22 protein-coding genes are annotated in these 25,285 nt (G+C 72.4%); 13 read left to right on the forward strand and 9 right to left on the reverse strand.

The window, feature by feature from the left end:
* Nucleotides 1-35 precede the first annotated feature (35 nt).
* From M8J73_RS13450 to M8J73_RS13465, 4 genes are read right to left on the reverse strand one after another with little or no spacing between them, the layout of a single operon-like run.
* On the reverse strand, nucleotides 36-554 hold the full coding sequence (locus tag M8J73_RS13450; protein WP_055540199.1) for a YcxB family protein: 519 nt from the start codon (nucleotides 552-554) through the stop codon (nucleotides 36-38).
* A 3-nt stretch (nucleotides 555-557) separates the two neighbouring features.
* Entirely contained in the window at nucleotides 558-1,394 is an 837-nt protein-coding gene (locus tag M8J73_RS13455; RefSeq protein ID WP_055540198.1) for an isoprenyl transferase, read from the reverse strand.
* A 43-nt stretch (nucleotides 1,395-1,437) separates the two neighbouring features.
* A complete protein-coding gene (recO, locus tag M8J73_RS13460) occupies nucleotides 1,438-2,187 on the reverse strand; it encodes a DNA repair protein RecO (RefSeq protein ID WP_055540197.1) in 750 nt (249 codons plus the stop codon).
* Nucleotides 2,188-2,240: 53 nt separating this feature from the next.
* Nucleotides 2,241-2,471, reverse strand: coding sequence for a hypothetical protein (locus tag M8J73_RS13465; RefSeq protein WP_055540196.1), 231 nt, complete (start codon nucleotides 2,469-2,471; stop codon nucleotides 2,241-2,243).
* Between the two features lie 311 nt (nucleotides 2,472-2,782).
* On the opposite strand from M8J73_RS13465, the gene M8J73_RS13470 reads away from it, so the two are divergent.
* From M8J73_RS13470 to M8J73_RS13485, 4 genes are all read left to right on the forward strand, one after another.
* Complete coding sequence (locus M8J73_RS13470) at nucleotides 2,783-3,355, forward strand: antibiotic biosynthesis monooxygenase (protein ID WP_055540195.1); 573 nt, start codon at nucleotides 2,783-2,785, stop codon at nucleotides 3,353-3,355.
* A gap of 15 nt (nucleotides 3,356-3,370) precedes the next feature.
* Nucleotides 3,371-3,973, forward strand: a complete 603-nt coding sequence (locus tag M8J73_RS13475) for an HD domain-containing protein (RefSeq protein WP_055540194.1) — start codon at nucleotides 3,371-3,373, stop codon at nucleotides 3,971-3,973.
* Between the two features lie 212 nt (nucleotides 3,974-4,185).
* A complete protein-coding gene (locus M8J73_RS13480; RefSeq protein ID WP_055540193.1) occupies nucleotides 4,186-7,296 on the forward strand; it encodes an AfsR/SARP family transcriptional regulator in 3,111 nt (1,036 codons plus the stop codon).
* 458 nt (nucleotides 7,297-7,754) lie between these two features.
* Nucleotides 7,755-8,414, forward strand: a complete 660-nt coding sequence (locus tag M8J73_RS13485; RefSeq protein ID WP_249828646.1) for a M15 family metallopeptidase — start codon at nucleotides 7,755-7,757, stop codon at nucleotides 8,412-8,414.
* A 229-nt stretch (nucleotides 8,415-8,643) separates the two neighbouring features.
* On the opposite strand, the gene M8J73_RS13490 is transcribed toward M8J73_RS13485, so the two are convergent.
* The 3 genes from M8J73_RS13490 to M8J73_RS13500 form a co-directional block, all read right to left on the reverse strand.
* A complete protein-coding gene (locus M8J73_RS13490) occupies nucleotides 8,644-9,084 on the reverse strand; it encodes a protein-tyrosine phosphatase family protein (RefSeq protein ID WP_249828647.1) in 441 nt (146 codons plus the stop codon).
* Between the two features lie 17 nt (nucleotides 9,085-9,101).
* Complete coding sequence (locus M8J73_RS13495; protein ID WP_249828648.1) at nucleotides 9,102-9,941, reverse strand: hypothetical protein; 840 nt, start codon at nucleotides 9,939-9,941, stop codon at nucleotides 9,102-9,104.
* A 94-nt stretch (nucleotides 9,942-10,035) separates the two neighbouring features.
* The gene (locus M8J73_RS13500) at nucleotides 10,036-10,788 is read right to left on the reverse strand and encodes a FadR/GntR family transcriptional regulator (RefSeq protein ID WP_249828649.1); all 753 of its coding nucleotides are present in this window, start codon (nucleotides 10,786-10,788) and stop codon (nucleotides 10,036-10,038) included.
* 321 nt (nucleotides 10,789-11,109) lie between these two features.
* Between M8J73_RS13500 and M8J73_RS13505 the strand changes: the two genes are divergently transcribed.
* The 5 genes from M8J73_RS13505 to M8J73_RS13525 all read left to right on the forward strand — a co-directional run bounded on the left by M8J73_RS13505 (nucleotide 11,110) and on the right by M8J73_RS13525 (nucleotide 18,020).
* On the forward strand, nucleotides 11,110-12,738 hold the full coding sequence (locus M8J73_RS13505; protein ID WP_249828650.1) for an ABC transporter substrate-binding protein: 1,629 nt from the start codon (nucleotides 11,110-11,112) through the stop codon (nucleotides 12,736-12,738).
* 1 nt (nucleotide 12,739) lies between these two features.
* A complete protein-coding gene (locus M8J73_RS13510) occupies nucleotides 12,740-13,699 on the forward strand; it encodes an ABC transporter permease (protein WP_249828651.1) in 960 nt (319 codons plus the stop codon).
* A 19-nt stretch (nucleotides 13,700-13,718) separates the two neighbouring features.
* Nucleotides 13,719-15,782, forward strand: a complete 2,064-nt coding sequence (locus M8J73_RS13515) for a dipeptide/oligopeptide/nickel ABC transporter permease/ATP-binding protein (protein WP_249828652.1) — start codon at nucleotides 13,719-13,721, stop codon at nucleotides 15,780-15,782.
* Nucleotides 15,779-16,852 (forward strand): oligopeptide/dipeptide ABC transporter ATP-binding protein, encoded by a 1,074-nt coding sequence (locus M8J73_RS13520; protein ID WP_055538889.1) that lies wholly within the window; start codon nucleotides 15,779-15,781, stop codon nucleotides 16,850-16,852. Before M8J73_RS13515 ends, M8J73_RS13520 begins: the two co-directional genes overlap by 4 nt.
* A gap of 232 nt (nucleotides 16,853-17,084) precedes the next feature.
* A complete protein-coding gene (locus M8J73_RS13525; RefSeq protein WP_055538890.1) occupies nucleotides 17,085-18,020 on the forward strand; it encodes a dihydrodipicolinate synthase family protein in 936 nt (311 codons plus the stop codon).
* Nucleotides 18,021-18,037: 17 nt separating this feature from the next.
* On the opposite strand, the gene M8J73_RS13530 is transcribed toward M8J73_RS13525, so the two are convergent.
* Together M8J73_RS13530 and leuA are read right to left on the reverse strand one after the other, a co-directional pair.
* Nucleotides 18,038-18,790 carry a tellurite resistance TerB family protein gene (locus M8J73_RS13530; RefSeq protein WP_372503937.1) on the reverse strand — a complete coding sequence of 251 codons (753 nt, stop codon included), beginning with the start codon at nucleotides 18,788-18,790 and terminating at the stop codon, nucleotides 18,038-18,040.
* A 183-nt stretch (nucleotides 18,791-18,973) separates the two neighbouring features.
* The gene (gene leuA, locus M8J73_RS13535; protein WP_055538891.1) at nucleotides 18,974-20,695 is read right to left on the reverse strand and encodes a 2-isopropylmalate synthase; all 1,722 of its coding nucleotides are present in this window, start codon (nucleotides 20,693-20,695) and stop codon (nucleotides 18,974-18,976) included.
* Between the two features lie 409 nt (nucleotides 20,696-21,104).
* On the opposite strand from leuA, the gene M8J73_RS13540 reads away from it, so the two are divergent.
* The 4 genes from M8J73_RS13540 to M8J73_RS13555 all read left to right on the forward strand — a co-directional run bounded on the left by M8J73_RS13540 (nucleotide 21,105) and on the right by M8J73_RS13555 (nucleotide 25,126).
* Nucleotides 21,105-22,175 (forward strand): M4 family metallopeptidase, encoded by a 1,071-nt coding sequence (locus M8J73_RS13540; protein WP_055538892.1) that lies wholly within the window; start codon nucleotides 21,105-21,107, stop codon nucleotides 22,173-22,175.
* 20 nt (nucleotides 22,176-22,195) lie between these two features.
* Nucleotides 22,196-22,462 (forward strand): protealysin inhibitor emfourin, encoded by a 267-nt coding sequence (locus M8J73_RS13545; RefSeq protein ID WP_055538893.1) that lies wholly within the window; start codon nucleotides 22,196-22,198, stop codon nucleotides 22,460-22,462.
* An 88-nt stretch (nucleotides 22,463-22,550) separates the two neighbouring features.
* The gene (locus M8J73_RS13550) at nucleotides 22,551-23,876 is read left to right on the forward strand and encodes a GH1 family beta-glucosidase (protein WP_055538894.1); all 1,326 of its coding nucleotides are present in this window, start codon (nucleotides 22,551-22,553) and stop codon (nucleotides 23,874-23,876) included.
* A complete protein-coding gene (locus M8J73_RS13555; protein WP_055538895.1) occupies nucleotides 23,873-25,126 on the forward strand; it encodes an MFS transporter in 1,254 nt (417 codons plus the stop codon). The genes M8J73_RS13550 and M8J73_RS13555 overlap by 4 nt, the downstream gene beginning before the upstream one ends.
* Nucleotides 25,127-25,285 lie beyond the last annotated feature (159 nt).

A 25,285-nucleotide genomic window follows, 5' to 3' on the forward strand; every position in this document is an offset into this window, starting at 1 on the left:
CCGAGCCTCTTGTCGCGAAGTGCTCGGCGCGGCCCCTACGTGGGCGAGCCGAGCCTCTGGTCCAGAAGTGCTCGGAGAGCCTCCACGTCGCTCGTGACCCTCTTCGGGAGCAGGATGGGCGCCGGGGCGTACTCGTGCCCGTCCAGGAGGACGAACGTGCCGCGGGTCTCCGCGTAGCGGGTGATCTCGCTCCAGCGGGACATACGGGGCACGCCCCGGTCCGTGGTGGTCGTCACGCCCCAGCGGTCCAGCACCGTGCGGTGCACGCCCCTGGCCGCCGCCCGGCGGTGCAGACGACGGGCCTGGGCCCGGGGCAGCACGACCAGGCCGACGAGGGCGGCGGCGAGGCCCACGAGGGCCTGGGCGCCCGGGGTGCCGCCGAGCGCCAGGGAGACCGTCGTGACGAGGGCGCCCGCGCCCGCGGCGAAGAACAGCAGGCCCCGCCCCCAGCGGCCGGCGGCCGAGGCGCGCGTGGCGACGCGCAGCGCCTCACGGAAGTCCCCGACCGTCGCGCGGTACACCAGCTCGACGTGCTCCCCACCGGCCTCGGCCACGGGTCAGTCCTCCTGTCGGCCTTCCATCGCCAGCAGTTCCTCGTTCGGGATGGCGCCGCCGAAGCGGCGGTCGCGGGAGGCGAACTCCACGCAGGCGCGCCACAGGTCACGGCGGTCGAAGTCCGGCCAGAGGACGTCCTGGAAGACCATCTCCGCGTACGCGCTCTGCCAGAGCAGGTAGTTGGAGGTGCGCTGCTCGCCGCTGGGCCGCAGGAACAGGTCGACGTCCGGCATGTCGGGGTAGTACAGGTACTTCGCGAAGGTCTTCTCGGTGACCTTGGAGGGGTCGAGGCGCCCCGCGCGGATGTCCTCGGCGAGGGCCTGCGCGGCGTCGGCGATCTCGGCGCGGCCGCCGTAGTTCATGCAGAAGTACAGGGTCAGCAGGTCGTTGTCCTTGGTCTGCTCCTGGGCTACCTGGAGTTCCTTGGCGACGGACTTCCACAGCTTGGGCATCCGGCCCACCCAGCGGACCCGGATGCCCAGTTCGTCGAGCTGGTCGCGGGTCTTGCGGATGAAGTCGCGGTTGAAGTTCATCAGGAAGCGGACCTCGTCGGGCGAGCGCTTCCAGTTCTCGGTGGAGAAGGCGTAGAGGGAGATGTTGCGCACGCCGATCTCGATCGAGCCCTGGAGGACGTCCAGGACGCGCTCGGCGCCGACCTTGTGGCCCTCGGTGCGCGGCAACCCCCGCTCCTTGGCCCAGCGGCCGTTGCCGTCCATGACGATCGCCACGTGCCGGGGGACGAGTTCGCCGGGGAGCTTGGGCGCGCGGGCACCGGACGGGTGCGGCTCGGGCGTCTTGTACTCGCGGCGCTGACGCCCCAGGAACCCGCGTACCACCATGTCTTTCTCGTCTCCTCAGAGGTGCTTGCGGCGCTGTGGCCGCTCAGGACTTTTCCACGTACCGAAGGGAGCGCAGGCCGCGCTCCAGATGCCAGTGCAGATAGGCGGACACCAGTCCGCTCCCCTCCCTGACGTACCGCGGCTCACAGGCGTCCGCGGTCGCCCAGTCCCCCGTCAGCAGCGCGCCGAGGAGTTCCAGGGCCTGCGCAGAGGGTACGACGCTGCCGGGCACCCGGCAGTCCACGCAGACGGAGCCCCCGGCCCCCACCGAGAAGAACCGATTGGGTCCGGGCAGACCGCACTTGGCGCAGTCGCTGAAGGTGGGGGCGTAGCCGTTGACGGCGAGGGAGCGCAGCAGGAAGGCGTCGAGGACGAGATGCGGGGCGTGTTCGCCGCGGGCGAGGGTGCGCAGACCGCCGACGAGCAGCAGATACTGCTGCACGGCGGGCTCGCCCTCGTGGTCGGTGAACCGCTCGGCCGTCTCCAGCATGGCCGTCCCGGCGGTGTAGCGCGCGTAGTCGGTGACGATGCCGCCGCCGTAGGGGGCGATGGTCTCGCTCTGCGTGCACAGGGGCAGCCCGCGGCCGATCAGCTCGCTGCCCCGTGCGAAGAACTGCACGTCCACATGGGAGAACGGCTCCAGCCGCGCCCCGAACTTCGACTTGGTGCGCCGTACTCCCCGGGCCACGGCCCGTACGCGTCCGTGACCGCGGGTGAGCAGCGTGATGATCCGGTCCGCCTCGCCCAGCTTCTGGGTGCGCAGCACGATGCCGTCGTCGCGGAACAGACTCATGGGCCCATTCTCGCCTACGACGGCGCCACGGCGGACCGCTCAGGGGCCGTACTTCAAGGGACCTCCCCCCGGCTGCGGGCGTTCTCGTGGGCGGTCGCGGCACGCAGCCGCTCCACCGTCGTCGCGGCCCGTACGGCCCGGGGCGGGCAGTCCCACTCCCGTCCGCCGCCCACGGGACGCAGCTGGACGTAGGGCCCCTCGTGGCCCATGACATGGCCGACCTGCCCGGTGCGGGTGTCCACCGCGTAGGTGCCGATCGGCGGCTTCTTGCCGTTGCCGTTCACCGCGGGGCCGCCGCCGGGTGCCGGGGCGCCGCCGCCGGGTGCCGGGACGCGGGCCGTGCTCCCGCGGTTCTCGCGGGTCCCCGCCGCAATTCCTCCACCGTGTCCTCCGCCTCACTCGACGCACCGCGCCGGGTCTCGTCCCCCGAGCCCTTCGCCCATTGCCTTCACGGTGCTACCCCCGCCGCATCGAGTTTCACTCTTCGCGTCAACGCGGTGACCTACTGTGTCTAAACTCGGCAGGAGTCTGTGCTCCATGCCCGCGGGAGCCGTCGGCGGGGCATGATCGGCGCCGGGCGTGGCACCTCGTCCTCATGCAGACCTCGCGAGTCCGGTGCGACGAGCCCGTCACCACCGTGTTCACCTGGCAGGTGCGGCCGGGCAAGGAGGACGTCTTCGAGGAGTGGACCAAGGGCGTCACGCGCAGCGCCTCCCGGTTCCCCGGCAACGAGGGCGTCGCCTGGCTGCGGCCCGAGAACGGGCACCGGTTCCACGCGGTGCTGCGCTTCTGCGACCCGGAACGGCTGGCCGCCTGGCTGACATCCGACGAGCGGGCACGCTGGCACGCGCGCATCGACGGCGTGGCCACGGAGGTGAGCAGTGAACGGCAGTCCACCACCGGCATGGAGACCTGGTTCGATCTGCCGGGCACGAACGGGCCGGCCCCGCCACGCTGGAAGATGGCGCTGACGACGTTCCTGGGCGCCTATCCGTTCACGCTGCTCATCCAGTGGCTGGTGGCCCCGCACACCGCCGACTGGCCGCTGCCGCTGCGCGCGGCGGTCTTCCCCCTGGTGCTGCTGCCGACGCTGACGTTCGCGGTCATGCCGTTCCTCAGCAGACTGATGCGGAGATGGCTGTATCCGTCGCCCTCGTCCACGCGATGACGCACACTGGCCCGCGTGACCGCCGCCGATCCGCTGACCGCCGCCGATCCGCTGACCGCCGCCGAGCCTCCTCTGCGCCCCCTGCCCGAGCGGGCCGCCGCCCTGCTGCGCGACCTCGGGGCCTCGCCCCGGCTCGCCGCGCACCTCCGGCTCGTGCACGACGTGGCGGTCGAGCTGGCCGACTGGGTGGAGCGGCGGTACCCGGGGCTGCCGTTCGACCGGGCGGCCGTGCTGTTCGGGGCCGCCACGCACGACATCGGGAAGACGGCGCACGTCGAGGAGTTGTCCGGCCCCGGCTCCGCGCACGAGGAGGCCGGACGCCGGCTGCTGCTGGAGCGCGGGGTCGAACCGGAACTGGCCCGGTTCGCGGGGACCCACGCCGCGTGGGCGGCGGACCCGGACGTGGGCTTCGAGGACCTGCTGGTCGCCCTGGCCGACAAGGTGTGGAAGAACAAACGGGTGTCCGGGCTGGAGGACCTGGTGGTCGGCCGGCTGTCCGGGGCGAGCGGCCGTGCCGTGTGGGAGGAGTTCCTGGCCCTCGACGACCTGCTCTCGGCCCTGGGCGCCGACGCGGAGCGGAGGCTGGCCTTCCAGGCGGCGTATCCCGTACGCCCGTAATCCCCGCCTCCGCCACATCACTCGCACAGCTCGCCCACGAGGGCATGTCGAATCTCCGTGTCGTCCACCTAAGATTCCCTGTGGTTACCCCGTTTTACGACAACTCTCTGGCGCATCATGCGTCCTGGGAAACCACTCGGCGTACATGAGCGTCGAACGTTGCGTGAGCAGCCGCTGTCCCGGCGGTCCGACGGCACGGAAGATGGGGACCCGTGGAGCTGGAATTCCGACTGCTCGGCCCGGTCGAGGCATGGCATGCGGGGAGACCTCTGCGGCTGGGCGGCCCCAAGCCGCGCGCGCTGCTGGCCGTGCTGCTGCTGCGGGCCGGGCAGGTGGTGCCCGCGGACGTGCTGGTGGACGCGGTGTGGGGCGAGGATCCCCCGGACACCGCGCGGGCGTTGGTGCAGACGTATGTGTCGGCGCTGCGGCGGGCGCTGCCGCGGGACGCGGCGGACGCGATCGAGACGCGGCCGCCCGGGTATCTGATGCGGCTCGGGATCGGGCGGGTCGACCTGGCGGAGTTCGAGGCGCTGACGGCGGAGGGCCGGCAGGCCGCCGCCGCGGGTGATCACGAGGGTGCGGCGCTGCTGCTGCGGGCGGCGGAGGCACTGTGGCGGGGTCCGGCGCTCGGCGGGGTCGGGGACGCGTTGCGGGGTGAGGCCGGGCGGCTGGAGGAGGCCCGGCAGGCGGCGCTGGAGGAACGTATCGCCGCGGAGCTGGAGGCCGGGGGCCACGAGGCGGAGCTGGTCACCGAGCTGACCGCGCTGGTCGGGGCGCATCCGACGTGGGAACGGCTGCGCGGGCAGCTGATGCTGGGCCTGTACCGGCTGGGCCGGCAGGCGGACGCGCTCGCCGTCCACGCGGAGGGGCGGGCCGTGCTCGCCGAGGAGCTAGGCCTGGACCCCGGCCCGGAACTGACCGGGCTGTACGAGGCGATCCTGCGGGCCGATCCGGAACTGCTGTCCCCCGGCACCACCGCCGCCGCCTCGCGGGGCGCCGCCGTGCCCCGGACGGTGTCCCTGCTGCCGCCCGCCATCGGGGACTTCACCGGGCGGGAGGAGGAACTGGCGGCGGTCGTCGCGGGGTTGTCCGGGGAGCGGGAGGCGATGCCCGTCGTGGTGGTGTCGGGGGCCGCCGGGGTCGGGAAGTCGGCGCTCGCCGTGCAGGCCGCGCACCGGGTGGCGGGCGCGTACCCCGACGGGCAGCTCTACGCCGAGCTCCACGGTTTCAGCGAGCCCGTGCCGCCCGCCGAGGTGCTGGGCCGGCTGCTGCGGGCCCTCGGCGCCGATCCGCCGGAGGACACCGCGGAGCGCTGCGATCTGTTCCGCTCCCTGGTCGCGGGGCGGCGGATCCTGCTGGTGCTGGACGACGCGGGCGGCGAGGCCCAGGTCCGGCCCCTGCTGCCGGGCAGCGCGACCTGCGGGGTGCTGGTCACCTCGCGGGCCCGGCTCGGCGGCCTCATCGGGGCGCGGCGCACCGACCTCGGCGTCCTGGACGACGTACGCGGCTTGGAGCTGCTGACCCGGGTCACCGGCCCGGAGCGCACCCCGGGCGAGCCCCGCGAGGAGGCCGCCGCCCGGCGCATCGTCGAGCTGTGCGGCGGGCTGCCGCTGGCGCTGCGGATCGCGGGCGCCCGGCTGGCGACGCGGCGGCACTGGACGCCCAGCGTGCTCGCCGAGCGGCTCGCCGACGAGCACCGCAGGCTCGACGAGCTCTCGGTCGGCGACCTGGCGGTACGGGCCAGCCTCGGCCTCAGCTACGAGGCGCTGGACGAGTGCGCGCGCCGGGTGTTGCGGCGCATCGCCACGCTGGGCTCGGCCGATGTCGCCGTGTGGGCGGTGGCCGCGCTCGCCGACACCCCGGAGGACGAGGCGGAGGAGATCCTGGAGCGGCTCCTCGACGCCCAGTTGATCGACTGCCCCGGCACCGACCACGTCGGGCAGCCCCGCTACCGCCTCCACGACCTGGTCCGTGTCTACGCCGCCGAACGCGCCGAGGCGGAGGATCCGCCCGGTGACCGCACGGCGGCGGTGGGCCGGGCGCTGTCCGCGGGGCTGTGGCTGATGGACCGGGTGACGAAGGCGGCGCCCTCGGGTGCGGTGATCCTCCGGCAGAGCATCGCCCTCAAGGGGCGCGGGACCGCCCCGCGCGCGACCCCGTCACGGGAGCGCGCGCACCCCGGGGGCGGCGAGCAGGCCGAGGCGCCACCCCCCGTGGGCGCCCGCACCACCCGCCTCGCCCTGGAGGACCCCTTCTCCTGGTTCGACGCGGAGGCGGACGCCCTGACCTCGGCGGTCGAGCGGGCGGCGGCGATGGGCCTGCACACCCTCGCCTGTGAGGCGGCGGCGGCCCTGTGCTCCTCCTCGTTCGCCATCAAGAACCGCTTCGACGCGTGGTGGCGCAGCCATGACGCCGCGCTCGCCGCGGCCCGCCGCGCCGAGGACCGCTCGGGCGAGGCCCTGCTGATCATCGGACTGGGGCAGCTGCGGTACGAGCAGGACCGGATCGCGGAGGCCCAGGAGTACTTCCGCACCGCCGAGCGGATCTGCACCGAACTCGGCGATGTCCGGGGCCGGTCCGCCGCGCTCGCCGGACTGGGCAGCGCCTGCCGTGAGGTCGGCGAACTCCGCGAGGCGGAACGCGCGTTGACCGACGCCGCCGACGGCTTCCGGCGGGTCGGCGACGACACCGGGGTCGGGGTCGCCTGCCGGTACGGCGGCTCCGTACGGCTCGAACTCGGCGACCAGGAAGGGGCGTTCCCGCTGCTCGACGAGTCGCTGCGGGCCTACCGGCGGCTCGGCAGCCGGCGCGGGGAGGCGCTGGCGCTGCGCACCCTCAGCCTGGTGCACCGCTCGCTCGGCGCGTACGAGGAGGCGGCGCGGGTGGCCGAGCAGGCGCTGGAGATCCTGCGCGCCCTCGGCGACCCGCACATGGCGGCGTACGCCCTGCGGGCCCGTGCCAAGGCCCGGCTGCGGCTGGGGCACACCCGGGAGGCGGAGGCGCAGCTGCGGGAGATCCTGGAGGTCTGCCGGGTCCACGAGGACCGGTTCGGTGAGGCGCTGACTCTGCGCACCCTCGGCGAGTGCGCGTTCGCCGAGGGCCGGGCGGCGGACGCGGACGGTCTACTGGCCGCCTCGGCGGCCCTCTGGGGGGTCCTCGCCCTGCCCCTGCCCCGTGCCCGCGCGCTGCGGAACCTGTCCGCGGTGCGGGCCGCCCTCGGTGACCCGGAGGGCGCCGCCGCGCTGCGCGCGGAGGCCATGGCGGTCTTCGAGGCGTGCGAGGCCCGGGAGCGGTACGAACCGTGGCCGGGGGCGCCGGCCTGAGGAGGCGCCGCCCTGAAGAGGCGTCGGCCCGAGGAGGCGTCGGCGCGGCCCCGTCAGGGCCGGTCACGGCGGTGGCCGTGGGGGCGGGCGGCTGCTTCTGTGCGGCTCGAATTCGCTTGCGGCCGACTTGCAGAGAACTTCCAGCGGAGCCCGGCATTCTCGAGGTTCTCGGGGGAACAACGGATCGGCCGGGCGACCACCGCCCGGCCGGTCGGCCCACCGGAACGCACAGGGGACGGACCGGCGGGATCATGAACACAGTGGGATCAGAACGGCAGAACGGACGGATTGTACCACCGTCGCCGGGCCACAGACCACCACTCAAGGGGGGAAGCCCCCGGGGAGGGACATCAGGGGATCAGGTCCCTCCCCGGGGCGCAGCCTCATCCCCCGCGACACACCTCCGGTACGAGGCCCAGGAAGCACTCGGGACTCGTGGATCCTGTGGAAGACGACGCATGCCTTCGATCATCCTGATGAGCGACCCCGAGGTCGCCCGCGTCCCGGTCCGGGACTGCGGTGAACCCCTCGTCGATCTGAGGGAACTGCCCTTCGTGGTGGTCGACCCGCGCCAGGCCGACCCGGCGGGCGCGTTCGCGCACCTGCGCGAGGGCGTGGCCTGGCGGCTGGCCAGGGCCGCCCGGCTGCTGCCGGACGGGCTGCGGCTGCTGGTGACCGAGGGGTACCGGCCGCTGTCCCTGCAGATCGAGTACTTCGAGGCGTACGCGGCCGAGTTGCGGCTCGCCAACCCGGACTGGCCGGAGGAGTACCTGCGTGAGCAGACCAGCCGTTCCCTCTCCCCGCCGGAGATCGGGCCGCATGTCGCCGGGGCGGCCGTCGATCTGACCCTGTGCACCGCCACCGGCGAGGAGCTCGACATGGGGACGGCGGTCGACGCCAGCCCCGAGGAGAGTGACGACGCCTGTTACACCGACGCGCCGCACATCTCCGAGGCGGCCCGCGGCAACCGCCGTATCCTCTCGGCGGCGCTCACCACGGCCGGACTGGTCAACTACCCCACCGAGTGGTGGCACTGGTCGTACGGCGACCGCTACTGGGCGCTGATGACCGGGGCGCCCGGCGCGCTCTACGGGCCGGCCGAGTTCGGCGGCCCGTAGCCGGGAGGGTCCGGGGACCTGGGGGCCCGGGACCCTTCCCCGCCCCCGCCGTCCCTACCCGTCCCATCCCCGAGGGCTGCACCCCGAACCCCTGTTGTCGCCTCGGCGGCAAACCCCGTAGCGGGGGCTCATGGGCAGCACCCTGTGGATGGGACGGGCAGGGACGGCGGGGGCTTCGTCGTGATCAGGTACACGATGAACGTCGCCGACCCGCCGTGCCTCGTGTGCGTCAGGGTGCGAAGCGGCGTACGTAGCGCCGCTGCCACGGGGTCTCCACGGCGTGCCGGTCGTAGTGCCGGCGCACATACGCGACGGCCTCCTCGGGCGGTACGCCGTCCAGGACCGCAAGGCAGGCCAGCGCGGTGCCGGTCCGGCCCCGGCCGCCGCCGCAGGCGACCTCGACCCGCTCCCCGGCCGCACGCTCCCGGACGTCCCGGAACACCTTCGCGGCCTCCGCCCGGTCCGCGGGCAGCCGGAAGTCGGGCCACCGCAACCAGCGGGCCTCCCAGGGGACTTCGGGCGGCTCCTTGCCGAGCAGATACACCGCGTACGTCGGCGCGGGACCGTCGGGCAGCGGATGCCGCAGCCCCCGCCCGCGCACGAGCCGCCCGGACGGCAGCCGCAGCACGCCGGGGGCGTCCGGGCTCCAGGGTTCGATGGAGTCGGTCATCCGGTCAGCGTCTCGAATCAGTCGCGGGCAGCCGGGGTCAGGCGCCAGTATCCGTACGGGTTGTGGAAGAAGTCGTCGTCCTCGAACCGTTCGCACTCCACACGGTTCATGATCCAGCGCGGGGCGTCCTGGGTGATGCGGAAGCCCTCGCCGTTCTGGATGCCGTGCCCCGGCTGGTCCGTCAGCAGGTAGTACGACGCGATCTGCATGGTGGCCATCCAGTCGAGCAGCAGCTTCGGCTCGGGCACCTCGGTGGTTCCGGGGTCCAGCTCCACGTCGGCCTCGCCCAGGAGGTGCATGCCGCAGCTGTAGTAGACCTCCCCGTCGTAGATCATCGGCGCGACCCAGGCCGGGACGAGGGCGAGGGCCAGGTCGTCCACGGTCTCGGCGGCCGCCGCCTGGCTCGCCAGGGCCAGCCACCGCTCGCGACCGCAGGCCACCCCGCTGGACTCGTTCTTCACCGCGGTGGCCCCGTTGGCCAGCAGGGCCGCGGTGACGGCCAGCGCCCGGCGGGACACGTCGAGGCCGGTGGCCTGGGAGATCGGTGGCGACAGGACGTAGACGACCGAGTCGTGTGCGTCCACCGCGGCCCAGTCGCTCTCGCGGAACTCGTCGTCGCCGGTGGCCTGGCGGGAGTCGAGCGCGGCGTCGAAACACTCCCGCATCCGGGGGTCCGGCTCCCGCTGGAACTCGTCGAGTTCGAAGTCCCCGCCGCCGGCCTCCTCGACCACGCGGCCGAGGACGTCGGGATCCAGGCCCACGCCGACCGCGCACAGCACGTGCCTCGGCATCACACCGGACGCCGGGACCACGAAACGCGTGCCCTCGATGACGTGTCCTTGCCACAGCTTGCTCATCTGCCCAGCATCCCAGATGTGCGTACGACGTTGTGATCTCTTTGGCACCAACAGACGTGGTGGCCAGGCCCGTTCACGCGGTTCGAGCGGTGCCCTAGGACCGCGCGTCGTGGCGCGCGGCGCGCTCCGCGGAAGCCGTCGCCGCACGGGCCTCGATGCCGCGGAAGTGCTCGGACATCGCCCGCTGGGCGCCCTCGACGTCGCGGGCGCGCAGGGCGGCGACGATGTCGCGGTGGCGGCGGACGGTCAGCTCCGGGGTGGGGTCGTCGGTCCAGCCGCGGGCCCCGGCCACCCGTAGGAAGACCGTCCAGAAGGCGCCGAGCAGCTGGGGGACGAGGGCGTTGCCGAGGGAGGCGTAGAGCAGTTCGTGGAAGTCGCGGTCGAGTTCGGCGACGGGCTCGCCCGCCCGGCCGGCCGCCTCCATCCGGTCGACGACGGCCGCGAGGGCGTCCAGCTCCGCCTCGGTGAGCGTGCCCGCGACCCGGCGGACGAGCCCCTCCTCCAGCACCTCGCGGATCTGGAGGACCTCCGCGAGCGCGGCGGTGTCGCCGTCGGGCCCGGCGAGCGCACGGAAGGTCAGGCCGTCGACGAGGGGCGTCAGGGACGCCTCGCCGACATAAGTGCCGTAGCCGTGCCGGATGTCGACTATGTCGAGGGCCTGGAGCGCCTTGAGTGCCTCGCGCACGGAGTTGCGGCTGACCCCGAGGTCCTCCATCAGCTCCGTCTCGGTGGGCAGCGGCGCCCCCGCCCGCAGTTTGCGGTCGAGGATCAGCTGCGTCACCGCCCGCTGGACCTGGCCGCTCACCCGCCGCTCGGGCCGGCGCCGGCCGCCGCTCTGCTCTGACATGCGCCGCATCGTACGCTCGCCGGGCATCCGACGACCCACCTCCGGACGGGAACCACGGAAAGGGACCGGGGGAACACCGGGTGAACACCGGGTGGCCGCCCCGGCGAGTTCTCTCCCAACGGGGCCTCAACCCTCCTTATTTCCTACCGGTGTTGCCCCGTCATTGGTCGAACCTCTGGCGGCTACGCCATTCGTGTGCGAGCCCTTGACCGCCCCCACGGGCGCTCCTAAGGTCACGCTGCCCCCTGTAGGACGTAGGACGTCGTACCTCGTCATCGAGCCCCCCACCGCTTCGCCCCCCGCTGCCTCTTTGGAGGAACCGTGCGCGATGTGACCCATGACGCCCCGGCACCGGCCCGACGGTCGTTCCTGAAGCACTCCGGCGCGCTGGGCGCGGCCGCGGCCCTGTCCCCCGCGCTGGCCGCCTGTTCGGCCGGGCCGGAGTCCACGAACGACACCGGCGGTGGCGGCGGACGGAACGGCACCCTGACCGCCGTCATCGGCTACGGCAACGACGGCAGCTGGGACCCGACCCAGACCGCGTCCGCGTTCTGCATGGCCGCCAACCACCACATCTACGAGGGCCTCCTCGACACCGACCCGCTCTCCCGTGAGCCGTACGCGGCGCTCGCGACGGCCGTGCCCGGCGACCTCGGCGGCACCTCGTGGAGGTTCGAGCTGCGGCCCGGCGCCACGTTCCACGACGGGAAACCGGTCACCGCCGACGACGTGGTCTTCGTCTACGAGCGGATCCTCGACCCCGGCACCCAGACCCTCGCCAAGGGATTCTTCGCGAGCTGGCTGAAGGAGGTCCGGAAGGTCGACGCGCGCACCGTCGAGCTGGTCCTCAAGTTCCCCTTCCCCGACGGCGTCTCGCGGCTGACCCTGGCGAAGATCATGCCCAAGCACGTCTTCTCCCGGCCGGGCGCATGGGAGGAGGCCGTCAAGGGCAAGGCGATCGGGTCGGGGCCGTACCGGCAGACGGCCCACCATCCGAAGTCCAACACGACGTTCGAGGCGTACGCCGACTACAACGGGCCACGTCCGGCCGCGTTCCGGAAGATGAACTGGCTGACCATCGTGGACGCGGCGCCCCGGGTCGCGAAGATCTCCGGGGCGAGCGCGGGGGCGCAGATCGCCGACAACATCCCGTACGCCAACATCGGGCAGCTGGAGAAGGGCGGGATGACCGTCCAGGGCGGCTCCGGCATGAACAACCTCTTCCTGATGTTCAACACCCGGCACAAGCCCTTCGACGACGTCCGCGTCCGGCAGGCCCTGCACTACGCCGTCGACCGCGACAAGATGATCGAGGTCGCCCTCAAGGGGCACGGGAAACCGGCGAGTTCCTTCCTCAACGAGGGGAACCCCAGCTACCGGCCGGCGAGGACGGTGTACGGGTACGACCCGGAGAAGGCGAAGGCGCTGCTGGCCGAGGCGGGCGTGCGCGGGCTCAAGGTCGACATCCTCGCGGTGAACGTGAGCTGGATCGTCGACTGTCTGCCGACCCTCAAGGCGTCCTGGGACGCGATCGGCGTCGAGACGACGCTCTCGCCGCAGGAGACGACCGCCGTGTTCACCAAGATGGACCAGAAGCAGGACTACCAGGTCGTGGCCGCCGCCTCCAACCCCAATCAGTTCGGCCTCGACGCGGACCTGATCATGCGTTACAACTACGGCCCGCAGAACCTGTGGATGCGGTACGCGCGCTGGGCCGACGCCCCGGTGGCCAGGAAACTCTTCGAGGACATGGACCGGGCCACGAAGGAGCCGGACGCCGACCGGAAGAAGGCGATGGTCCAGGACTACATCGACGTCGTCGCCGAACAGGCCGTGCTCTACCCGGTGGTGCACAACGAGCTGATGACGGCGTGGGACCCCAAGCGGCTGTCGGGGATAAGGGCGCAGCCCTATCCGGGGATCAACCTCCTCCAGGCCAAGTGGGTCTAGCGTGATCGCTGTCCTGCGTGTCCTGCTGCGGCGGATCGCCCTGCTGGTCCCCCTGCTGCTGGGGATCGTGCTGTTCGTCTTCGTCGTCATGCGGTTCTCGGACGTCGACCCGGCGTCCGCGTTCTTCCAGGGCGCCAATCCGACCCCGGAGCAGCTGCACGAGTTCCGGGAGGAGAACGGACTCCTCGACCCGCTGCCCGTGCGCTACGTCGGCTTCGTCGGGGATCTGCTCCACGGCGACATGGGCACCAGCGCGCTCACCCGGGCCCCGGTGGTCGAGCAGGTCACCACCGCCCTTCCGCTCACCCTCCAGCTGACCTTCCTGGGGCTGGGGATCGCGGTGGTGCTGGCCCTGCTCGGCGGGATCACCGCGGCGATCCACCGGGACCGGCTGCCGGACCAGATCATCCGGGTGGTGTCGCTGACCGGGGTCGCGGCGCCCGGCTTCTGGCTGGCGCTGCTGATGATCCAGTACCTGGCGGTGGACCTCGGGTGGTTCCCGACCGGCGGTTACGTCAATCCGGCCGACTCCTTCACCGGGTGGCTGCGGACGATGACCCTGCCCGCGTTCGCCCTGTCGCTGCCGGTGGCTGCGCAGCTCACCCGGATCGTGCGGACGGCCGTGGTGGAGGAGCTGGACAAGGACTACGTGCGGACGGCGATCGGGAGCGGGCTGCCGCCGCGGGTCGTCGTGGGCCGCAACGTCCTGCGCAACGCGCTGATCAACCCGCTCACGGTGCTCGGGCTGCGCGTCGGCTATCTGCTGGGCGGCGCCGTCGTCATCGAGACGATCTTCTCGCTGCCCGGCATGGGCAAGTTGATGATCGACGCGGTGAAGAACGGCGACCCGGCGGTCGTCCAGGGCGTCGTCCTCACCACGGCCGCGGGGTTCGTCGTGGTGAACCTCGTCATCGACGTCCTCTATCTGCTGGTCAACCCGCGACTGAGGGATGCGAGCTGATGCGCTGATGTTCGGCCTGATGGTGACCACGCGCAAACGCCTGACGGACGCCCTGGCCCGGCCGGGCCTGCGGTTGCGTGCCTGGCGGGGGCTGCCGGTGCTGTCGCGGATCGCCGTGTGCTTCCTCGCGGTCGTGGTCCTCACCGCCCTGTTCGCCCCGGTGCTCGCCCCGCACGACCCGCTCGACCAGCAGAGCCTCGTCGGCGGCACCGGGGCGCCCTCCGCCGAGCACTGGATGGGCCAGGACAGCCTCGGCCGGGACATCCTCAGCCGGTTGATGCACGGGGCGCGCTGGTCGCTCGCGATCGGGCTCGGGGCCACCGCGCTGGCCCTGCTCGTGGGCGCGTTCGTGGGGGCCGTGGCCGCGACCTCGCGCAAGGCGGTCGACGAGACCCTGATGCGCTGTCTGGACGTCGTCATGGCGTTCCCCGGCATCGCGCTGGCCGCCGTGCTCGTCGCGGTCTTCGGCGGCGGCATCGAGGTGCTGATCTGCGCGATCGCGTTCCTGTTCACACCGCCGGTCGCCCGGGTCGTGCGGGCCAACGTCCTCGACCAGTACGGCGAGGACTACGTGACCGCCGAGCGGGTCATCGGGGCCCGCACCCGGCACATCGTGGTCCGCCATGTGGCCGTCAACTGCGCCGCCCCCGTCCTGGTGTTCTGCACGGTGCAGGTCGCCGAGGCCATCGTGTTCGAGGCGTCCCTGTCGTTCATCGGCGCGGGCGTACGGCCGCCGGACCCGTCGTGGGGCAGCGTCATCGCGGACGGCAAGAACATGGTGCTGACGGGCGGCTGGTGGGCGACCGTGTTCCCCGGTCTGCTGATGCTGGTCACCGTGCTGTCCCTGAACGTCCTCTCCGAGGGCGTCTCCGACGCCTGGGCGGCACCGGCGGGCCGGGACGCGGAGCGCCGGGCGGGGGACGGGACGCCGACCGGCGACGGGACCCCGGCGGCGGAGAAGCGTCCCGCGGCACAGGGGCGTCCGGCGGCAGTCGGGGCCGACCGCCAGGAACCGGCAGCGGACCACCCGGAGGCCGTCGGCGACGAGGCCGCGCTGCCAGGGCTGGCCGAGGCGGCGCGGCGGCTGCGGGCACGGGCGCGGCCCCTGCCCACCGGGCGCCCGGTGCTGGCCGTTGAGGATCTGGCGATCGGCTTCGAGAAGCGGCATCGGGGCGTGGACATCGTCGACGGGATCAGCTTCGAGGTCCGGGCCGGTGAGGTCCTGGGCCTGGTCGGCGAGTCGGGGTGCGGCAAGTCGCTGACCGCGCTGACCGTGATGGGGCTGGAGCCGAAGGGGGCGCGGGTGCGCGGCCGGGTCGTGTTCGGGGAGCGGCAGCTGGTGGGTGTGCCGATGCGGGTGCGGCGCCGGCTGCTCGGCCATGACATGGCGATGGTCTACCAGGACGCCCTGTCGTCGCTGAACCCGGCGATGACGATCCGCGCCCAGCTGCGGCAGGTCGTCCGGCGGGGTGGCGGGCGCACCCCGGCCGCGCTGCTGGAGATGGTCGGCCTCGACCCCGGCCGCACCCTCCGCAGCTATCCGCACGAACTCTCCGGCGGTCAGCGCCAGCGCGTGCTGATCGCGATGGCCCTGTCCCGCGACCCGCGGCTGATCGTCGCCGACGAGCCGACCACGGCCCTGGACGTGACGGTCCAGGCGCAGGTCATCGAGCTGCTGCTGCGGCTGCGCGCGGAACTGGGCTTCGCGCTCGTCCTCGTGTCGCACGACCTGGCGCTGGTCGCGGACGTCACCGACCGGGTGGCGGTGATGTACGGCGGGCGGATCGTCGAGACGGGTGTGACAGCGGACCTCGTGGAGTCACCGGCCCATCCCTACACGCGCGGTCTGCTGGGCAGTGTCCTGTCACTGGAGTCGGCGGCCGAGCGGATGACACAGATCCCGGGGGTCGTCCCCTCCCCCGCCGACTTCCCGGCGGGCTGCCGCTTCGCCGACCGCTGCCCCCGCGCGAGCGAGGTGTGCCGCAGGACCGTCCCGGCGCTGCTGGGCTCCCCCACCCACACGGCGGCCTGCCACCACCCGGCGGTGGACCTGGCCGCGACGGAGAACGAGGTGACCCGGTGAGCGACGCACTCGTGCGGGTCTCCGGCGCCCATGTGGTCCACCGGGCGCGCGGCGGCGGCCTGTTCACCCGGGACCGGGTGTACGCCCTGACCGGCGCCGACCTGACGATCGCGCCCGGCGAGACGGTGGGCGTGGTGGGCGAGTCGGGGTGCGGGAAGTCGACGCTGGCGAAGCTGCTGGTGGGCGTGGAGCGGCCGACGGCCGGGACGGTCTCCTTCCGGGGGCGGGACCTGTGGTCGATGACGCCCGCCGAGCGGCGGGCGACCGTGGGCGGCGGCACCGGCATGATCTTCCAGGACCCGTCGACGGCCCTGAACCGCCGGCTGACCGTCCGCCGGATCCTGCGCGACCCGCTCGATGTGCACCGGCGCGGCACGCCCGCCGAACGCGAGGAACGGGTGCGGGAGTTGATGGCGCTGGTCGGTCTGCCCGCTGTGCTGGCCGACGGGCTGCCGGGCCGGCTGTCGGGCGGGCAGCGGCAGCGGGTCGCGATCGCCCGGGCGCTCGCCCTGGACCCCGGCCTGGTCGTGGCGGACGAGCCGACGAGCGCGCTGGACGTTTCGGTGCGCGCGCAGATCCTGAACCTGCTGCTCGACCTGAAGGAGCGGCTCGGGCTGGCGCTGGTGTTCGTGTCGCACGACATCCAGACGGTGCGGCGGATGAGCGACCGGGTGATCACCATGTATCTGGGGCGGATCGTGGAGGAGGCGCCGGCCGACGCCGTCACCGGACGGTCGCGGCACCCGTACACGCGGGCGCTGTTCTCGGCGACGCCGGGGCTGCTGGACCCGATCGAACCGATCCCGCTGACGGGCCCGGTGCCGTCGGCCACGCGGCCGCCGAGCGGCTGCCCGTTCCGTACCCGCTGCTGGCGGGCGGACGAGGTGTGCGCGGAGGTGATGCCGGACTTCGCGGCCGCGTCGGCCCCCGGACACCGTTTCCGCTGCCACCATCCTGTGCAGGAGACGGAGTGGACGGGGGACCTGGTCGCCGAGGCCGCGTCCCGGTCGGCGTCCGTGTCCCCGGCCACCGCCATGGCCGTGCAGGAACGCGCCGTACGAGACACCTAGGGTCTTTCGTTTGGATCATGCCGACTTCGGGCTACGGTGCCTTGACTCCGCCGGTGAGCGGGGCGTGGTGCGTGCGGCTGCAAGGCGGAGGAGGGCGTCAACGCGATGGGGGTCCTCCGCGCGAGGTTGTTCGAGCGTGGGGGAGTTGGCAACCGACGACAACGCGGCAGACGCGCGTGCCACGCCCCGCGGCCCAGGCGTGATCCATACGACAGGCCCTGAGGGAGCAGCCATGACCGTCCCCGCCCCGCTGACCGGTGTCATCCCGCCTGTCTGCACCCCCCTGACACCGGAGGGCGAGGTGGATGTCCCCTCCCTGGTCCGGCTGGTCGACCATCTGGTGGCGGGCGGGGTGGACGCGCTGTTCGTGCTGGGGTCGTCGTCGGAGGCCGCGTTCCTGACGGACGCGCAGCGGCGGACGGTGGTGGAGACGGTGGTGGGGCATGTCGGCGGTCAGCTGCCGGTGCTCGCCGGGGCGATCGACATGACGACGCCCCGTGTCCTCGACCACGTCCGGGCCGTGACGGCGGCCGGGGCGGAGGCGGTCGTGGCGACCGCGCCCTTCTACACCGCCACCCATCCGGCGGAGATCTCCCGCCACTACCGTCTGCTCGGCTCCCGCTCCCCGGTCCCCGTCCTCGCGTACGACATCCCGTCGGCCGTGCACACCAAGCTGCCCGCCGAGGTGGTGCTGGAGCTGGCCGCGGACGGGGTGATCGCCGGGTTGAAGGACTCCAGCGGGGACCTGGCCGGGTTCCGTACGGTCGTCACGGGCGCCCGCGACGACGCCCGTGTCACCGGCTTCGCCGTCCTCACCGGTTCCGAGCTGCTCGTCGACGCGGCGCTCGCCATGGGCGCGGACGGCGCGGTCCCGGGCCTCGCCAACGTGGACCCCGTCGGCTACGTGCGGCTGCACCGCCTGTGCCGGGCGGGCGACCGGGACCGGGCCCGCGCCGAGCAGGAGCGGCTGTGCGCCCTGTTCGGCATGGTCCGCACCGGCGACCCGCACCGCATGGGCACCGGTTCCGCCGCCCTCGGCGCCTTCAAGGCGGCCCTGCATCTGCGGGGCGTCATCGCGTGCCCGGTGACGGCGGAGCCGCAGGTGCCGCTGTCGGACGACGAGGTAGAGCGGGTCCGCAAGTTCCTGGCGGCGGCGGGCCTGCTGTAGAGCGCGGCGGGTGGGTGTCAGGACGGGGTGCGGGCCGCCGCGAGCAGCCGGGTCACCTCGTCCGCGCAGATGGTGAGCGCCGCGCCGACCGTGGACAGGACGTCGCGTTCGGCGGGGGTGTAGGGCCCGTCGGCCAGGGCGATCCGGGCGCCTTGGAGGAGGATCGCCTCGCGGCCCGCGGGGGCGAGGTGCGGGGCGAGCGGGTCGAGGGCCTCGTGCAGCTCTATCGACAGCCCGGCGGCCCCGCAGGGTTCCCCGAAGAGGCGGCCCGTGTCGGCGGCGAGGGCCTCGACGAGGGCGTCGAGCTGGTCCTCGGTGCAGTCGTCGAAGCCGGCGGAGCGCACGGCGCCCGCGGCGACGCTCAGGGACGTCCGGGTGCGGGTGCCGCCGGCCGCGAGGACGGCCAGGGCGACGGTGTGGACGGCGTCGCGGAGCATCGCCGAGAGGCGGACGGTGGTGGGGTGGTCCAGGACCTCCGTGCCGTAGTGGTGGCGGCAGGCCGCGCACTCCACGACGGGGCCGGTCTCGCCGCGCGGCAGCACGGGGACGCCGAGGAGGGTGAAGCGGCGGCGTCCGGTGAGGCGCTGGTAGTTGCGGTCGCCTCCGCAGCCGGGGCAGAAGAACTCGCCGTCGCCGACGCCGGTCCACGCGATCCGGGTGCCCATGAGACGCGTGAGCCGCGCGGCGCCTCCGGTCGGTCCGGCGCTCCCGGCCTCCCCGCCGCGCGCGAGCCCGGCGGCACGGCCGATTGGTCCCCGTCCTGGCAGCACGTCGCACCTCCGTAACCCCACGGCAACATCGCCGCGCTTGCGTGATGTTAGCCACATCGGTGAGGCCCAGTCAGTACCCCGGACGATGCCTTCCCGTGACCTCCACAGGGTTTGGCCGGTAAACGACGGGCCCCGCCCGCCGGAATTCGGCGAACGGGGCTTTCAAACCGCCGGTGAGGCTGGTCAGCGCGCCGCGCGGTTGACGGCGGAGACGACGGCCTTCAGGGACGCGCGGGTCGTGTTCGCGTCGATTCCGATGCCCCACATGACCTTGCCGTCGATGGCGACCTCGATGTAGGAGGCGGCCTGCGCGGAGGCGCCCTCGCTCATCGTGTGCTCCTGGTAGTCCAGCAGCCGCGCGTCGACGCCGATGCCCTGCAGCGCGTCGAAGAACGCGGAGATCGGGCCGTTGCCGGTGCCGACCAGGGTGGTCTGCGCGCCGTCGACCTCGGCCTCCACGGTCAGCGTGTCCACGCCGTCCTTGTCGGTGGTCGACTGGTTGTTGCGGACCTGGATCCGGCCCCACGGGTTGTCCGGGTTCGGCAGGTACTCGTCCTGGAAGACGGCCCAGATGTCGGAGCCGGTGACCTCGCCGCCCTCGGCGTCCGTCTTCGCCTGGATGATCTTCGAGAACTCGATCTGCATACGGCGCGGCAGGTCCAGCTTGTGGTCGTTCTTCAGGACGTACGCGATACCGCCCTTGCCGGACTGGGAGTTGACGCGGATGACGGCCTCGTAGGAGCGGCCGACGTCCTTGGGGTCGATCGGCAGGTACGGCACCGCCCACTCGATGTCGTCGACGGTGACGCCCTTCGCGGCCGCGTCGGCCTCCATGGCGTCGAAGCCCTTCTTGATGGCGTCCTGGTGGGAGCCGGAGAAGGACGTGTAGACCAGGTCGCCCACGTACGGGTGGCGCGGGTGGACCTCCATCTGGTTGCAGTACTCCCACACGCGGCGGATCTCGTCGATGTCGGAGAAGTCGATCTGCGGGTCGACGCCCTGGGAGAACAGGTTCATGCCCAGGGTGACCAGGTCGACGTTGCCGGTGCGCTCGCCCTGCCCGAACAGGCAGCCCTCGACGCGGTCGGCGCCGGCCATCAGCGCCAGCTCGGCGGCGGCGACGGCCGTGCCGCGGTCGTTGTGCGGGTGGATCGACAGGCAGACGTGCTCGCGGCGGGACAGGTTGCGGCCCATCCACTCGAAGCGGTCGGCGTGCGTGGACGGCGTCGAACGCTCCACGGTGGCGGGCAGGTTGAGGATGATCTCGCGGCCGGGGCCGGGCTGCCAGACGTCCATGACCGCCTCGCAGACCTCCAGCGCGAAGTCCAGCTCGGTGTCGGTGAAGATCTCGGGGCTGTACTGGTAGCCGAACTCGGTCTCGGGGCCCAGCAGCTTCTCGGCGTATTCCATGACCAGCCGCGTGCCGTCGACGGCGATCTGCTTGATGTCGTCCTTGGAGCCGCGGAACACCACGCGGCGGAAGACGGGGGCGGTGGCGTTGTACAGGTGCACGGTGGCCCGCTTGGCGCCCTTCAGCGACTCCACGGTCCGCTCGATCAGGTCCTCACGGGCCTGGGTCAGTACGGAGATCGTGACGTCGTCCGGGATGGCGCCCGGCTCCTCGATGATCGACCGTACGAAGTCGAAGTCGGTCTGCCCCGACGCCGGGAAACCGACCTCGATCTCCTTGTAGCCCATCTTGACCAGCTGGTCGAACATCCGGCGCTTGCGCTCGGGCGACATCGGGTCGATCAGGGACTGGTTGCCGTCGCGCAGGTCCGTGGAGAGCCAGCGGGGGGCGGCGGTGATCCGCTTGTTCGGCCAGGTGCGGTCGGCGATGTCGACCTGCTCGTACTGCCCGTACTTGTGGATCGGCATGGACGTGGGCTGCTGGCGGTTCGCCATGATGCGTGGGCTCCTCGATGGTCCGAAAGGACGGCCGACAACGCAACGCCAGAGCACCGCGGGGAGGGGGTCGGCCTCGACTACAGGCCCTCGCCGCGGCAGCTAAGGAGAAGCAGCCCGAAACGCATGATGCGGAGCAGCCTAGCCGAGTCTCTTCTGTCGCGCGGGGTCGTATCAGTATGCGGGACCCAGGAACCAATAGGTACAAAAAGGTGCGCAATGCCACACCGGGCACGCGGAGCACCGCTCAAGGGGCGCGGGGAACTGTGCGATCACCCCCCACCCTCCCACACCCCGAAAACCACCCTCAGTAACACGGTAGTGACGATTCGCAACCCATACGGCGACATTTCACCAATCAAGGTCGCCCCTAGTGACACGCCCCTAACGGAGTGCGATCGTGCGACTCATGACGACAAACGGGGGCCAAGAGCCCGTCTTCTGCACAGTCGTACCGCCCCACGTCCTCGACAAGCTCGCCCAGGCCGAGGACTCCGCGCTCTCCGGCGCCGCCCGCCGCACCCTGGAGCGCGACGCACTCGAACGCACCCGCCGCCGGCTGACCACCGTCATCGGCGCACCGGCGATCACCGCGCCCGTCGGCGCCGAGCCCGGCACACCCCACCGCACCATCTACGACGCCCGGCACGGCACCACCCTGCCCGGCCACCAGGTGCGCGGCGAGGGCGAGGACCCCGGCAAGGACGCCACGGTCAACCGCGCCTACGCGGGCCTGGGCGCGACGTTCGAGCTGCTGCTCAAGGCGTACGGGCACGACTCGATCGACGGCAACGGGCTGCCGCTGGACGCGACCGTGCACTACGACCGCGACTACAACAACGCCTTCTGGAACGGCGAGCAGATGGTGTTCGGCGACGGTGACGGCGAGATCTTCCTCGACTTCACCATCCCGATCGACGTGATCGGCCACGAACTCAGCCACGGCCTCACCCAGTACTCCGCGAACCTCACGTACTTCGGCCAGCCGGGCGCGCTCAACGAGTCCATGTCGGACGTCTTCGGCGCCCTCATCAAGCAGTACACGCTGGGTCAGACCGCCGCCGAGGCGGACTGGCTGATCGGGGCGGGGCTGCTCGCGCCGCGCGTCACGGGGGTCGCCCTGCGCTCGATGAAGGCCCCGGGCACCGCGTACGACGACGACGTGCTCGGCAAGGACCCGCAGCCGGCGACGATGGACGGCTATGTCCGCACGGGCCGCGACAACGGCGGCGTGCACATCAACTCCGGTATCCCCAACCACGCGTTCTACCTGGTGGCGACCGCGCTCGGCGGCTACGCCTGGGAGCGGGCCGGGCAGATCTGGTACGACGTGCTGACCGGCGGCGAACTCAAGCAGCAGGCGCTGTTCGTGGACTTCGCGACGCTCACGGTGAAGGCGACGAAGGACCGGTACGGGCAGGGCGACGAGCTGACGGCCGTGCTCAAGGCCTGGGAACAGGTGGGCGTGCGCACGCTGTAGTTCCGTACTAGACATGACGCATGCGTATTGAAGTGCGGCGCACAGGTGGATTCGCGGGCATCGAGCGGCACGCGGTGGTGAACACCAGTGGGCGCCCCGATGCCCCGGAGTGGCGTGCTCTGGCCGAGCGGGTGCTGGCCGCCGGTCGGGGCACGCCGCCGCTGGGGGTGCCGGACGGGTTCTCGTACGAGATCACGGTCGACGGCAGGACGGTGTACTGCGCGGATCCCGGGCTCACGGAGGAGCAGCGGGAGCTGATCAGAAGGGTGCTCAAGGAAGGGGCGTGAGGGGCGGCCCTCTGCTGATACCTGACGGTAACAGGGCAATCGTTCGCGGCCGTTGACTTCCGTTACTCGTGGTACGGATGATCCGCGCATGGCGACGAACCCGATACCTCAGTTCCCGGCCGGCTTCCTGTGGGGCGTCTCGACCTCCGCACACCAGATCGAGGGTGCCGCGGACCAGCGCGAGCCCTCCGTGTGGGACGCCTTCACGGCCGAGGAGGGCCGCGTCAAGGACGGCTCGAACGCGGCGGTGGCCTGCGACCACTTCCACCGCTACCCGCAGGACGTGGCGCTCCTGCGCGAGCTGGGCGTGGACGCGTACCGCTTCTCGGTCTCCTGGCCCCGGGTGAACGCCCCCGGCGGACTCGACTTCTACGACCGGCTGGTGGACGAGCTGGCGGGCGCGGGCGTACGCCCCGTGCCGACCCTCTTCCACTGGGACCTGCCGCTGTCGCTCCAGGAGGCGGGCGGCTGGCTGAACCGGGACACCGCCGAGCGGTTCGCCGAGTACGTGGCCGTCGTGGCCGCCCGCCTCGGTGACCGGGTCACCAAGTGGATCACCCTCAACGAGCCCGCCGAGCACACCCTGCTGGGCCACGCGCTGGGCACCCACGCGCCGGGCAAGCAGCTGATGTTCGACGCCCTCCCCGCCGCCCACCACCAGCTGCTGGGCCACGGTCTGGCCGTACGGGCGCTGCGCGAGGCCGGGGCCTCGGACATCGGCATCGCCAACTCGCACGGGCCGACGTGGGCCGCGTCCGCGGAGCAGCCGGACGTGGAGGCCGCGGCCTTCTACGACCTGCTGCTGAACCGGCTGTTCGCGGAGCCGGTCCTGCTCGGCGAGTACCCGGACGGGATCGGCGAGCTGATGCCGGGCGACGACGTCTCGGCGGACCTGAAGGTGATCTCCGAGCCGATCGACTGGTACGGCGTCAACTACTACGCGCCGACCCGGGTGGGCGCCCCCGAGGGCACCGACATCGAGTTCGGCGGTGTGACGATCCCCGCCGAACTGCCCTTCACCGTCAAGGAGATCGAGGGCGTCCCGACGACGGACTTCGGCTGGCCGGTGGTGCCGTCGGGCCTGACGGACCTGCTCACCGCCTTCCGGGACCGCTACGGCGACCGGCTGCCGCCCGTGGTCATCACCGAGAACGGCTGCTCGTACGAGGGCATCGACGACCAGGAGCGCATCGCCTACCTGGACGGCCATGTCCGGGCCCTCCACCGGGCCGTGGAGGCGGGCGTCGACGTCCGCGGGTACTTCGTGTGGTCGCTGCTCGACAACTTCGAGTGGGCGGAGGGCTACGCCCGCCGCTTCGGGCTCGTCCACGTCGACTACGCGACGCTGGAGCGGACACCCAAGGCGTCGTACGGGTGGTACCGGGACCTGCTCAGAGCGCAGCGCCGGGCATGACGACGACGCAGCCGGTCGACGCCCTCGCCGAACCCGTCGCCCGGGTCGGCGGGGGCTGGACCGCCACACTGGCACTGGCCAACGCGGCCATCTGGGTGGGCTGGTACGGCCCGCTGCAGATCCTGCTGGCCTCCCAGGCGGAGCGCTTCGCGCCGGGTGCCGGGATGTCGAAGGAGACGACGCTGGCCTGGGTGACGGGCGCCGGCGCGGTCGTCTCCCTGGTCGCCACACCGCTGTGCGGCGCGCTGTCGGACCGTACGACGTCCCGGTGGGGGCGCCGTACGCCGTGGATCGTGGCGGGCGCGGCGGGCGGCGCGATGGCGCTGCTGCTTCTCGCGGGCGCGGGCGGGCTGTGGACGATGGCGGCCGGATGGTGTCTGGTCCAGCTGACCCTCAACGCGTCCTGGGCGGCGGTCACCGCGGCGGTGCCGGACCGGGTGCCGAGGCTCCAACGGGGCGCTGTGGGCGGCTGGTTGGGCGCCGCGCAGATCCTGGGCGTGGTCGGCGGCACTGGGCTCGCGACACTCGGCGGGGGTGTGGGCGCCGGGTACGCGGCGTGCGCGGTGTTCACGCTGGCGGGCGTGCTGCCGTACGTCCTGCGCCACCCCGATCCGCGGCTGCCGGTGGCGCACCGACCGGTGTGGTCGTGGCGGGGCTTCCTCGCCGGGTTCTGGCTGAGCCCGCGCCGGTACCCGGACTTCGCGTGGGCATGGCTGACGCGTTTCCTGGTGAACCTGAGCAACGGCATCGGCCTGCTCTACCTGCTCTTCTACCTGCGGGACCGCGTCCGGTACCACGACCCCGAGCAGGGGGTGCTGATCCTCACGGCGGTGAACGCGGTGATGCTGCTGGCGACGGTGGTGGTCGCCGGGGTGTGGTCGGACCGGGTGGGGCGCCGCAAGCCGTTCGTGTACTGGTCGGGGCTGCTGATGGCGGTCGCGACGGCGCTGATCGCGCTCTGGCCGACCTGGCCCGGCGCGCTCGTCGCCTCGGCGCTCCTCGGCCTCGGCTTCGGTGTGTTCGCCTCCGTCGACTTCGCCCTCATGACCGACGTACTGCCCGAGGCACGCGACCGGGGCAAGGACCTCGGCGTCATCAACATCGCCAACTCCCTTCCCCAGGTGGTCGCGCCGGTGATCGCCGCACCGATCGTGACGTACCTCGGCGGCTACCGGACGCTGTACCTCGTGGCAGCGGTGATCGGGCTGGCGGGGGCGGTGTTCGTGGGGCGGATCCGGGGAGTGGACTAGATCACTCTGCGCACAGACGGCGCACAGGGAACTGATTCGGCGGTTCGGCCCTCTTCCGTGACGACCACCCACGTTGTTGAAGGGACGCCCTGTGCCCACGCGTTCACCGAGATCCGCCCTCACCCGCCCCGCACGCCGTGCGATAGCCGTCCTCGCCGT

The sequence above is a fragment of the Streptomyces neyagawaensis genome, assembly GCF_023516595.1.
Taxonomy (GTDB): domain Bacteria; phylum Actinomycetota; class Actinomycetes; order Streptomycetales; family Streptomycetaceae; genus Streptomyces; species Streptomyces neyagawaensis.

Coding starts and splice junctions, on each gene's coding strand:
- M8J73_RS13455 (WP_055540198.1), bottom strand. CDS start 1,394: ATGGTGGTACGCGGGTTCCTGGGGCGTCAGCGCCGCGAGTACAAGACG.
- recO (WP_055540197.1), bottom strand. CDS start 2,187: ATGAGTCTGTTCCGCGACGACGGCATCGTGCTGCGCACCCAGAAGCTG.
- M8J73_RS13470 (WP_055540195.1), top strand. CDS start 2,783: ATGCAGACCTCGCGAGTCCGGTGCGACGAGCCCGTCACCACCGTGTTC.
- M8J73_RS13485 (WP_249828646.1), top strand. CDS start 7,755: ATGCCTTCGATCATCCTGATGAGCGACCCCGAGGTCGCCCGCGTCCCG.
- M8J73_RS13490 (WP_249828647.1), bottom strand. CDS start 9,084: ATGACCGACTCCATCGAACCCTGGAGCCCGGACGCCCCCGGCGTGCTG.
- M8J73_RS13495 (WP_249828648.1), bottom strand. CDS start 9,941: ATGAGCAAGCTGTGGCAAGGACACGTCATCGAGGGCACGCGTTTCGTG.
- M8J73_RS13500 (WP_249828649.1), bottom strand. CDS start 10,788: ATGTCAGAGCAGAGCGGCGGCCGGCGCCGGCCCGAGCGGCGGGTGAGC.
- M8J73_RS13515 (WP_249828652.1), top strand. CDS start 13,719: ATGGTGACCACGCGCAAACGCCTGACGGACGCCCTGGCCCGGCCGGGC.
- M8J73_RS13525 (WP_055538890.1), top strand. CDS start 17,085: ATGACCGTCCCCGCCCCGCTGACCGGTGTCATCCCGCCTGTCTGCACC.
- leuA (WP_055538891.1), bottom strand. CDS start 20,695: ATGGCGAACCGCCAGCAGCCCACGTCCATGCCGATCCACAAGTACGGG.
- M8J73_RS13540 (WP_055538892.1), top strand. CDS start 21,105: ATGACGACAAACGGGGGCCAAGAGCCCGTCTTCTGCACAGTCGTACCG.
- M8J73_RS13545 (WP_055538893.1), top strand. CDS start 22,196: ATGCGTATTGAAGTGCGGCGCACAGGTGGATTCGCGGGCATCGAGCGG.
- M8J73_RS13550 (WP_055538894.1), top strand. CDS start 22,551: ATGGCGACGAACCCGATACCTCAGTTCCCGGCCGGCTTCCTGTGGGGC.
- M8J73_RS13555 (WP_055538895.1), top strand. CDS start 23,873: ATGACGACGACGCAGCCGGTCGACGCCCTCGCCGAACCCGTCGCCCGG.